Annotated in this window: 11 protein-coding genes, 1 tRNA gene and 1 other RNA gene; 8 read left to right on the top strand and 5 right to left on the bottom strand. The window is 42.4% G+C overall.

Going from position 1 to position 9,973, the window contains the following annotated elements; all coding sequences use genetic code 11:
- Together ABIL39_02775 and ABIL39_02770 are read left to right on the top strand one after the other, a co-directional pair.
- Positions 1-913 (top strand): hypothetical protein (locus tag ABIL39_02775; GenBank protein MEO0165041.1); only part of this gene is annotated, 913 nt, incomplete at its 5' end.
- 8 nt (positions 914-921) lie between these two features.
- Positions 922-2,187, top strand: a complete 1,266-nt coding sequence (locus tag ABIL39_02770; GenBank protein ID MEO0165040.1) for a HAMP domain-containing sensor histidine kinase — start codon at positions 922-924, stop codon at positions 2,185-2,187.
- Here ABIL39_02770 and ABIL39_02765 read toward each other — a convergent pair.
- Both ABIL39_02765 and rnpB read right to left on the bottom strand, forming a co-directional pair.
- Positions 2,174-2,878, bottom strand: a complete 705-nt coding sequence (locus ABIL39_02765; GenBank protein MEO0165039.1) for a DUF72 domain-containing protein — start codon at positions 2,876-2,878, stop codon at positions 2,174-2,176. The two genes, ABIL39_02770 and ABIL39_02765, sit on opposite strands and share 14 nt — an antisense overlap.
- A gap of 39 nt (positions 2,879-2,917) precedes the next feature.
- An RNA gene (gene rnpB, locus ABIL39_02760) (RNase P RNA component class A) lies at positions 2,918-3,344 on the bottom strand.
- Between the two features lie 431 nt (positions 3,345-3,775).
- Between rnpB and ABIL39_02755 the strand changes: the two genes are divergently transcribed.
- Positions 3,776-4,285, top strand: a complete 510-nt coding sequence (locus ABIL39_02755) for a hypothetical protein (GenBank protein ID MEO0165038.1) — start codon at positions 3,776-3,778, stop codon at positions 4,283-4,285.
- On the top strand, positions 4,285-5,748 hold the full coding sequence (locus ABIL39_02750; GenBank protein ID MEO0165037.1) for a T9SS type A sorting domain-containing protein: 1,464 nt from the start codon (positions 4,285-4,287) through the stop codon (positions 5,746-5,748). The genes ABIL39_02755 and ABIL39_02750 overlap by 1 nt, the downstream gene beginning before the upstream one ends.
- A gap of 230 nt (positions 5,749-5,978) precedes the next feature.
- On the opposite strand, the gene ABIL39_02745 is transcribed toward ABIL39_02750, so the two are convergent.
- Positions 5,979-6,113: a hypothetical protein gene (locus tag ABIL39_02745; GenBank protein ID MEO0165036.1), complete on the bottom strand. Its 135-nt coding sequence runs from the start codon at positions 6,111-6,113 to the stop codon at positions 5,979-5,981.
- Positions 6,114-6,233: 120 nt separating this feature from the next.
- Here ABIL39_02745 and ABIL39_02740 point away from each other — a divergent pair.
- From ABIL39_02740 to rnc, 4 genes are all read left to right on the top strand, one after another.
- Positions 6,234-6,308 (top strand) — tRNA-Pro (locus ABIL39_02740).
- A 72-nt stretch (positions 6,309-6,380) separates the two neighbouring features.
- On the top strand, positions 6,381-7,643 hold the full coding sequence (locus ABIL39_02735) for an SPOR domain-containing protein (GenBank protein ID MEO0165035.1): 1,263 nt from the start codon (positions 6,381-6,383) through the stop codon (positions 7,641-7,643).
- A 2-nt stretch (positions 7,644-7,645) separates the two neighbouring features.
- A complete protein-coding gene (locus ABIL39_02730) occupies positions 7,646-8,023 on the top strand; it encodes a RidA family protein (GenBank protein MEO0165034.1) in 378 nt (125 codons plus the stop codon).
- Positions 7,995-8,669, top strand: a complete 675-nt coding sequence (gene rnc / locus ABIL39_02725) for a ribonuclease III (GenBank protein MEO0165033.1) — start codon at positions 7,995-7,997, stop codon at positions 8,667-8,669. The genes ABIL39_02730 and rnc overlap by 29 nt, the downstream gene beginning before the upstream one ends.
- Before the next feature lies 1 nt (position 8,670).
- On the opposite strand, the gene ABIL39_02720 is transcribed toward rnc, so the two are convergent.
- The gene (locus tag ABIL39_02720) at positions 8,671-9,417 is read right to left on the bottom strand and encodes an anti-sigma factor (protein MEO0165032.1); all 747 of its coding nucleotides are present in this window, start codon (positions 9,415-9,417) and stop codon (positions 8,671-8,673) included.
- Positions 9,418-9,419: 2 nt separating this feature from the next.
- Positions 9,420-9,968 carry an RNA polymerase sigma factor gene (locus ABIL39_02715; GenBank protein MEO0165031.1) on the bottom strand — a complete coding sequence of 183 codons (549 nt, stop codon included), beginning with the start codon at positions 9,966-9,968 and terminating at the stop codon, positions 9,420-9,422.
- Positions 9,969-9,973 lie beyond the last annotated feature (5 nt).

The following is a 9,973-nucleotide window of genomic DNA, read 5'->3' as shown; positions in this document are numbered from 1 at the left end:
GATGGCAGCAGGTTCCTGGGGCAGAATCAATTCCTCAGACCTTCCAGGTAATACGCCAGCCCATCTATCTGCCTGGTGCAAATATCAACTTGGCTGGCTTACACCGACGGCAGTGGAGAGATCGGGAGTCAGCAAATTAGAAAACCAGCAGGTCCCGTGTTCGGCAAAAAGTCCATTTGCAATAAGAATGCTTGAGGACCCAGGTGGTCCGGATTGGAATTCACATAGCGGAGGCAAAGGTGAATATTTTCTGATTGAAAACAGATACCAAACAGGCTTTGACCGTTCATTACCCGGTGATGGATTATTGATCCTCCATATTGATGATGCACAAAAAACAAATGAAAATGAAAACCACCCCTTAGTCGGAATCATGCAGGCAGATGGAGATAGAGGATTTTTGCTCCCCAGGTCAACCTGGGGGAAAGCTGAGGATTTATGGAAAAATGATTCCATCGGTTTCTACGATGGTTCAACACCATCAAGTCGATTTTACGGGGATTCGGCAAGCGGGGTAACGGTTTACAAAATCGGACCCGCCGATTCAATAATGACCGCATCATTCTGGATAAGCCCTGTATTTTTGGGAAGGGTTGCCTCATATCCCAACCCTTTTAGAATTGATCGCTTACCATCCTGGGGCAAGAATGTGGTGATTTCCTATACACCATCCGATACCACGGAATTGGGCAGTCAATTTCCGCACTTTAAAGTCACCATCTACAATATCGCCGGTGAAAAAGTGCGTGTACTCGATGATTCCCGAGAGATTGATATCTATCGCCGATGTGCCTTTTGGGATTTGAAGAATGAGAAGGGTAATGATGTAGTAAGCGGCATGTATATTTATATCATTGAACTCCAGGCGGAAAGGGTTGAACGAAGTAAAGGTAGATTGACTATCATCCGCTAAAAATTTCAATGGTCCGTAAAAGTTCCTATCCCCGGGACATCGCCATCGTCTCGGTGATTTTCATCTTTTTGATTATCTTTCTCGCATTGGTAAATCTGTATATCAGCATTCAGTTGCGCAAGGCGCTTGTAGGCTACCACGAGGAACAATTATACATCCTGGCAAGGCTTTGTAGTAATTATCTTACCCATCCGGAGCGTGAAGATTTTTTTAAAAAAATCGGGAAGTCATTCAATCTTGAGCGCCTCATTCTCACTGATTCGCTGGATAACAAGATCTATGATTCGGCAGGCTTGTCAAGAATTCCGGGAAACATCTGGGAGGATACCAGACAATTTATCAAATTACCAGAACCAGGAAAATTCTTGCAAATCGAAGATGACTTTGTTTATCATAACCCCCAGCCCAATTTTTACCTGTATCTTTTCAATCGTACCGACTTTCTTGCCATCGACAGCATCTTTCGCTGGCATATAATATATATTACAATCTCATTGGTTCTTATCTCCTTTCTGGCATTCTTTCTCATCCGCAACCTCTTCTTGCCCATGCGTTATGTAGCAAATTTAGCCCAGAGATATGGTATTGAAATGGATAAAGAAGATTTTATCGCCATGACTTTTGGTGAACTTTTCAGCAAAATAAAGGAAAAAGAAAAAGAGCTCCGGGAACTATCCGCCTATATTGCCCACGAATTTAGAAATTCTCTGGCAACAATTTCAGGACTCGCCCGGCTTATTGAAAAAGGCAAAAAAGAGCCTGTGGAGATTATCAAAGAGTGTAAAATAATGGAAAATATGATAACCAGTTTACTTGAATATTCACGACCGGTAAAGTTATTCAAAACTGAATTCTTTCTCATCGATCTTTTGGAAGAAGGCATACGTAAGATAAATATCCCGGAAAAGATAAAGATTGTGAAAGAATACCATTATCAAGATAAGATCCACGCCGATCACGAGTTGCTGCTCAGTGCTATTATCAATATTCTAAAAAATAGCGTTGAGGCAATACCCGATGAAGGAACAGTGAAGCTTACCACCGAAAAAGAAGGTAACTTTGCGGTCATCTCTATCATGGATACAGGTCGTGGCATTCCTCAGGAAGAAATACCGAATATCTTCAGTCCTTTTTATTCTTCAAAAAAAGATGGCGTCGGCCTGGGATTGGCTTTGGTGAAAAAGGTCATCGACCTCCACGAAGGTAAAATTACCGTCCGGTCGGAATTAAGCAAAGGCACTGAGTTTGTCATCCGCATTCCTATATACCCTTGAGCCAATTTTTAAGAAGGACGAACATCGCCCGGGCATTATTCAACATATTGTGGTCGTTGTTGAAAAAAACATAAATCCGCTCTGCTTTTGCCTGTAAAATTTTACGCGCTATCTCATTCAACTCATCTTTTGTATAATTGTGGCAATACCAGCTGGTTCGGCCATGCATGCGCAGATAGACATCTTTTGTTGTCTTAAAAATTGCACGAGTGAATTCCGGGGCATCAATTGATACAATCGTGAGCCCGAGTGATTTTGCCCATTTGAGATTTTCTTCATTAAACCATGTCTCATGCCGGAATTCAAGAGCGATTTTCTGATTGATACTTATTTTTTCAAGGAAGGATGTAATCTTATCCCTTGATTTACTCGTCAAACTTGGAGGTAATTGGAAAAGATAGTAATCAATATATTCCTCAAGCGGGGCAAATAACACCGAAAACCGTTGCCAGGTCTTTAGGGCTAAGTCGGAAAATTTATATTGATGGGTGATGAGGCGATGCACTTTCACTGCCCAGTGTAACTTGCTGCCTTTTTTTGCCCAGGATTTTACCTGATTGGGAAACGGAAAACGATAAAAAGATGCATTCAATTCTATGGCGTTGAGCCCAGAATTATTAAGATACCAATCAAGGGTCAATTCTTCATTCCAGTCATAATACCAGCCTGAAGTGCCGACGAATAACTCCATAGTTAATGATATCTGTGTACCAAACTTCGGTCAACGGCTAAAAGGGGGTGGTTCGTAAGCCGGGTTCTGTTTTTGCCCACCTCTGTTGATAGTGGGCATAGATAGCCATTTATCTAGGTCCGATGTCACCACCGGACTCATGCGACCTACCTGTCCTGCGTCCTTATGGACGGAGCGGGCCACTCCAAACAGGACTGTTTGGTCTTGCTTCGGATGGGGTTTGCCATGCCCCCAGTGTCACCACTGAGGCGGTGGGCTCTTACCCCACCTTTTCACCCTTACCACGCCGAGAAAGGCGGGCGGTATGTTTTCTGTGGCACTTTCCGTAGTGGTCTAAGAAGGTGGAACACCTAACAAGTGTCCATCCTATCCTTGACCACCCCTTCCGGTTAGGAAGCATCCTGCCCTGCGAAGCCCGGACTTTCCTCCCTGTCCTTTCGGACAAGGCGGCTATCCGACCACCCCATTACAATTATAAAAATTTCTGATTTCTCTGTCAATAGGAAATCCCACTGAATCCTCTCCGCATTTTTATAAAATGTTTTACTTAGTGACAATAAAACCTATGGACAAAATTGGTAAAGGCATCAAATAATTTCAATGTCGGACAAGGTTTTGATTGATGCCCTCTCGTAGGGCAAGGCTTTCGCCTTGCATAAATAAAAAATGTCAACCTGAAATTCTTGGGTGGTAACCGATAAAATGGTAGGCGCAGGCTTTAGCCTGCGGATAAATGTTTTTAAATCTTAGGGTATTTCGCACCCTGAAGGGTGCGGCTACTACTTATAATCTAACACCTGTTTGCGCGCATGATAATCCAACAAAAGGAAAAATGCTGATTTGAATTGTAATGTTGACACCTTGCTATTTTTTGATAATATTATTGAGGAGGTCCTTATGATATTTTGGAGTCTTATATTTAATGTGATTCTATGGCATGAAGATTTTGTTAACAATAATCTCTCAGTCCAGCAACTCTATGAATACACAGTTGATATCCAGATAGAAGATGGAAATCTGCAGTTAAAAGGTAATCCCAGCGCTGAGGGATTTTCATGCGCCTGGTTCTATCTTGATGATGGTATACAACTAACCGAAGATGACATCATAGAGATGCGCATAAAGGTAACTGGAGTAGAAACAAGGCTAAAGTATTTTTATAAAAAAAGGGGGTCACCGATTTACTGGGGGCAAGAAATAATAGTTTCTACAAGTCCCGATTGGCAGAAGATCAGAATTCCGTTAAAACAGGCAAAGCCCTTTTATAGCAGTAATTTTCCATTCGCACTCACCCCAGGTAAAACTCCAACACTTTATTTCTTCATTGATAATCTCACACCTGGCAATTTTGATGCGAAGATTGATTATATCTCCATAATCAAAACCAATACTATAAAGGAGGAATGATGGCACGCCCTATATTCGGTATTCTATTTTGGCTTTCCTCCATGCTACTTTTTGCAGACCCACCTTGGAGTCCTAATGTGCTTGTGAGCAGTGATGTTCCCTGGGATACGTTGAATCAAGGTGAATCCTGTTTTGATGTATGGGGTGATTCAATATTTTCAATATGTAATACTGCAGAGAGAGGGAGCGTCCCTATTGCACCATACGCCTATTCCTTTAACGCAGGTCAGTCATTCACCCAGATTCCATTTACTGATAATTCCACTGGTATTATCTGGCATACCGACCCGGTCCTGGGTGTTGATGATTCAGGGTATGTCCATATGATAATCCAGTATTCAACAACTTATATAAAACACTATCTCTCCAAAAATGGCGGATTAACCTGGGTTGACACTACAAGGGTTACACCATCGAGTGGTGTTGATAAACCTTGGATGGTTGTGAATAGAAATGAGATCTACATAGTATGGCAACAGGTCTCAGGAACCACAGGAATATGGTTTGCAAAGTCAACTGATTATGGTAATACATTTACTTCCTCTCGTATCTGGACGCGTACCGGTATTGCAGCACTCTGTATGGATGATAATGAAAATCTTCATCTTGCTTTAGTAACAAGCTGGCCAAGCGGAAATGTCTACTACCGCAAATCAACAGACCATGGTCAAACCTGGTCATCCGAAATCTATCTCTCTGATTCATATTATGAGACTGGCTACGGTGACCGTGCTCCAATAAATTCAATCACCGCCAGGGGGAATATTGTTTTTTTGACCTGGGTAGATAGCAGGAATGGCAACTGGGATATAATGGGTATGCGCTCAACGAATGGGGGAATAACCTGGAGTCCAAGGTTTGTTGTCAACGATATCACTGCTGGAGGACAATGTAAGGGTTATGCCCATTTTGACAAATATGGCGGGTTGCATGTCTTTTATTATCACACACTTGACTGGCCCACGAGTGCAAATAGTTATTTTTCTGTAAGACACAGATATTCATCCGATGGTGGAGCAACATTCCTACCGAGCACACGCATCTCTGATACCGAGGCGCGCAGCCATGCCGATTTTATCGGTGAATACCACATCCTACGCAGTGACAGCCTTTATATTTACGCAATCTGGTCTGACGGAAGGAATCCCCATGATAACGATCTCTATTTCAGCAAGGCATTGCTTCAGGACTTTCAGGCTCTAAAAGAAGAGGCTGATGTAAAGGTAATCTCCGAAGGTGTTGATATCCCATCGATCTGGTCGGGCAATCAGGCATTAAGTTTTAAATCTACCAAACCATTGAGAGTCACGTTATATAATGTCTGCGGGAGAATCGTGAAGGATCGTAGAATTTCCCCCCATGAAGTCTTCTATCCAGTTGCTAATTTGCCAAAGGGTGTTTATCTGTTAAAAATCGAATTAAAAGATAAATCAATCATCAAGAAGATAGTGCGGATTAAATAAAAAAGAACAGTTGAATCAAGGAGAATTTATTGTGATCTGATTAATTATTTACGGAGTCTATAATCCTTGCCAAAAAGTAAATACTGGTCTTAAGATTCAATGGCTGAACAAATATTTTCGTTTCCTGAGCCGCCGTAAACCCTTGTCCAGAGTGTATTATCAGAGTCTAAATTCACAATTTGCCCATTTTAATCATTCCCCGACTATTTATCACCACGGCAATATAACCATTATTCAGAACTCGGTACTATGTGATAAACATAATTTACCACTTCCACTCTTGATGTAAGGCGCGCATTTGATTTAATTATTGACTTTTTGGCTTTCATGGTATATACTTCCTCCGGAATGTCTATGCAAATCATAGGCACCCCTTTCGGATAGAATATATCCAGGGGTGCCTATGCTTAAAAGTTTTGGTAAGATCATTTTTGATTCAAATTATATCCTTGACAAGCCATCTTTCTTATATATAATTGTTGAGTCGGGGCGTGGCGCAGTTGGTTTAGCGCACCAGCTTGGGGTGCTGGGGGTCGTCCGTTCAAATCGGATCGCCCCGACTTTTTAATTTGCACCATCTCTAAGCTTTATAAATCTTGATTTTTTCGCTATTTTCTATAAGATAATTTATCATGCCTTTCTTTTTATTACTGTTTTCCACCCTGATGGTCCAAGATAACCAAATTTTCAAAATTGACCCGGAAAATCTGTGTTATGCAGATTTGACTTTACCAGAGGAGATACTTGACTATTCACTTGATGGTTATTTATATATCTTGACCAGCCGTCATATACTCAGCATTGATACTACGGATTTAAGGATTATCGATCGCACTCCCTTGCCCCAGTGTTTCAACTATTTAGCCCTTGGGAAGGAAGAAGTATTCCTCATTGCGACTTCGGAGATCGTCAAACTGGCGCGTGTCAGCCTTGCCTTCAAGGGCGGCATCGGTATCGAATCCGGACTCCATGAACCAATGGTCGCACCAGGCATGGTTCCAGGTGCAAACCTGTTATATCTCATCGATCATACTGAAAAAAAGAGTATAATCCGCATATTTGACCTCGACCGAGGAAAAAAATTGAGCACAGCATCTTTTCCGCGCATCATTGATTTCCAATACCTGCCGGAAAAAAAATGTTTTGTCACAATTGATAGTTCCTCTCTCACCCTATTGGATCTTAAATTGAAAACCATAAAAAAATTAAAACTACTTTTTACAGGAGAAAAGATTTCTATTACCCGATACGGTTATATAATAACCAACCACCAGGGTATATTTTATTTAGACTCCACTGGGAAGTTAATCGATTTCCAACCAGTTTGTCTGGATGGTGTAGTTCAAAACACCGATTTCATCTTCTTAAACGAGAAATCCATCGTCTGGATTGAACCACGGACCCTGCGGATTACAAAGGTAATTGCACATCCGGGGAAAATTAAAGCCATCCAAAAACTCGATGATTTTTATTATTTTGCACTCTTGGAAGATTTAAAACCCATGCTCTTTGAACTTTCACCACCAGGTTTAAAGTATCTAAAAAAGAAAAAACTTACTCCCCAGGCAAGGGAAGAATCCCTTACCAGTCCAGATTCACTACTTTACTACATCCAGTTCAATGCCTTTACCGAGAAGACCAAAGCCGCAAACTACGCAGATAGTCTCCGACTCCTTGGCTTGCCGGTGCTTATTGACTCTACACCTCCCGGTCTCTTCCGGGTACAACTCGGGGGTTTTGCTACCAAAAGTGCTGCTCGGGAGATGGCAGAAAAAATAGATCTTCCCTCATGGATTGTTCATCACCAAAACCTCAGTCATGTAATTGATACACTTTTTGTATATAATGACCAGACTTTTGTCATAAAAAATGGCATAATATCCCGAAAGGAGTGAGCATGAAAAAAATCATTAAAACCGAGAATGCGCCCCGTGCGATTGGCCCTTATTCCCAGGCCGTAATGGTAGGGAATCTCATCTTCACCGCGGGGCAGATCGGACTGAATCCCGCTACCGGGGAACTGGTTGGGGAGACAATAACCGCCCAGACCGAACAGACACTGAAAAATCTTAGGGCGGTTTTGATTGCCGCGGGTGTGGACCTGAAGAATGTAGTAAAGACCACCGTCTACCTCACCAGACCAACAGACTTTCCCTTGATGAACGAAATCTACGCCCAGTATTTCGAGACCGAACCTCCGGCAAGGACGACAATTTTTGTGAGCAGCCTACCTAAAGGAGCACTCATTGAAATCGAGGCGATCGCCCACATCTAAAGATATTGAGAAGGCACTGGGTCTAAAATTTAAAAACAAAAAACTCCTCCAAAAGGCACTTACCCACTCCTCAGCTGTGCCCGATTCCCCGGAAGCGTCCAATGAAACCCTCGAATTTCTCGGCGATGCGGTATTAGAGTTGGTGGTACGGGAGTTTTTAATAGAAAAACATCCCGGGGCAGAAGAAGGAAGATTGAATCAATTGAAAAAGAGGTACACGAGTGAGGAGGCGCTTTATCGACTCGGCAAGACGTTAGGACTCGGTAATTTTCTCATCCTCGATCGAGGTGAAGAACTAACCGGAGGAAGAGAAAGAGCCTCAAATATTAGTGGTTGTCTGGAGGCATTGATCGGCGCCCTCTATCTTGACCAAGGTTTTTCGTATACAAAAGAATTCTTAAAAAAAATCCTTTTAAATAAAAAATTTCGATTGCCCCGGGATTATAAATCATTACTAAACGAATGGGCTATGAAGCATAAAAAAACGGTTAAATATATAGTAACGCAGGAACAAGGACTTCCTCACGATAAAACATTCTTTGTGGAGTTGTTTATCGATGAACAGTCGGTTGCCCAAGGAAAGGGGAAGAGTAAAAAAGAAGCCGAACAGGATGCAGCGAGAAAGTTTATGCGTCACAAAGAATAATTCAGCGGGAACCTGAGGACTCAGGAGGGATTTCAATAAAGACCTGAGATGGTCTTCCCTGAAGCCTTGGAGATGCAATCTTTTTGCCTTTTAAGAGTCGCAAGAGGGTGGTATCTTCCTCTGGGCTGAGCGATTTTCCCCTGGCCACATTCACCACCCGACCTGTGGAATCGACCATTGCTCTGATTATCTCTTTCCCTGCTATCATCCCTACTTCTGCTGGACTTACTTCCAGATTCCATTCCGGTGTTTTTTTAGTTTGGATCTCTGTAGCCACAGGAGCGATCGGACTGGATAAATTTTGCTTCGTTGACCTTCGTGTTTTGGATAAGGGCATTGGTGATTCAGCTTTTTCCTCTTTAATCTCCGTATAGGCAACCTGATATTCCATCCCCACCACTGGTTTTACCTGTTTTGGCTCTTTCAAAATAATAATCAAAAGAACCGCAGCCACTGGTGCTAAGATGGATAAGTAACGCCATAATGCTACCCTTTTCTTTTTTCCGACTTCACTTAATACCTTGTTTTTCAGCTGATACATGAAATCCGTCGAAGGTTCTTGAATCTCCGCCTCACGAATTGTATCTTCAATTTTTTTGCATTCTTCAACCCAGCGTCGACAGTGAGGGCAGGTATTGAGATGATCGGCAACCTGCTCCTTCTCTCTTCCACTGAGTTCATTATCAAGATAAGCACTGAGCAATTCCAAGGGCATATTGCAGGTAGCCTTTTCTTTTCCGTGCTCCATAATCAAATCCCTTCTAGCAATTCTTTGAGCCGCTGCCTTGCCCGGGCAAGACGAGACATCACCGTGCCCCGGGGAATGTTCAACGCCTGGCCAATCTCTTCATAAGATAGTCCTTCTTCCACCCTTAAAAGTAAGACGATCCGGTATTCATTGGGTAATTGTTCCATTGCTGCCAGAACTTTTTCTTTTAAAATCTTCTGCTTTACTATCTCCGCCGGATTATTTTTCCCGTCATTATAATTTGCAACCCATTCCAATGGTTGAACTTCCACCTTCTTTTCCTTCTTTATAAAATTCAAGGTATGGTTGACTGCAATACGGGATAACCAAGGAAGAAATTTATAGCCGGGCTTGAAGCTCTTAATCCCTTTATAAGCCTTGATAAAGATCTCCTGCACCAAATCCTCGGCATCATCCCGATTGTGCACCATCCGGTAAACAAGGCGATAGATCGCAATCTTATGACGCTCAATCAGCGGCCCGAAAGCCTCGGGGTCACCTTCCTTTACCGCCTGAATGAGCGTTTCATCGCTCTCATTATTATGATACACAAAAA

This window comes from candidate division WOR-3 bacterium, from assembly GCA_039802205.1.
Lineage (GTDB): Bacteria > Hydrothermota > Tepidihabitantia > SM23-42 > JAOAFX01 > JAOAFX01.
The sequence above is the reverse complement of the archived record's forward strand: the minus strand, read 5'-3'. Positions and strand labels throughout refer to the sequence as shown.

What these genes read in the sequence shown, in the direction of transcription:
- ABIL39_02750 (MEO0165037.1), top strand. Translation starts at nt 4,285, where the DNA reads ATGGCACGCCCTATATTCGGTATTCTATTTTGGCTTTCCTCCATGCTA.
- ABIL39_02765 (MEO0165039.1), bottom strand. Translation starts at nt 2,878, where the DNA reads ATGGAGTTATTCGTCGGCACTTCAGGCTGGTATTATGACTGGAATGAA.
- ABIL39_02755 (MEO0165038.1), top strand. Translation starts at nt 3,776, where the DNA reads ATGATATTTTGGAGTCTTATATTTAATGTGATTCTATGGCATGAAGAT.
- ABIL39_02745 (MEO0165036.1), bottom strand. Translation starts at nt 6,113, where the DNA reads ATGATTTGCATAGACATTCCGGAGGAAGTATATACCATGAAAGCCAAA.
- ABIL39_02720 (MEO0165032.1), bottom strand. Translation starts at nt 9,417, where the DNA reads ATGGAGCACGGAAAAGAAAAGGCTACCTGCAATATGCCCTTGGAATTG.
- ABIL39_02730 (MEO0165034.1), top strand. Translation starts at nt 7,646, where the DNA reads ATGAAAAAAATCATTAAAACCGAGAATGCGCCCCGTGCGATTGGCCCT.
- ABIL39_02770 (MEO0165040.1), top strand. Translation starts at nt 922, where the DNA reads ATGGTCCGTAAAAGTTCCTATCCCCGGGACATCGCCATCGTCTCGGTG.
- ABIL39_02735 (MEO0165035.1), top strand. Translation starts at nt 6,381, where the DNA reads ATGCCTTTCTTTTTATTACTGTTTTCCACCCTGATGGTCCAAGATAAC.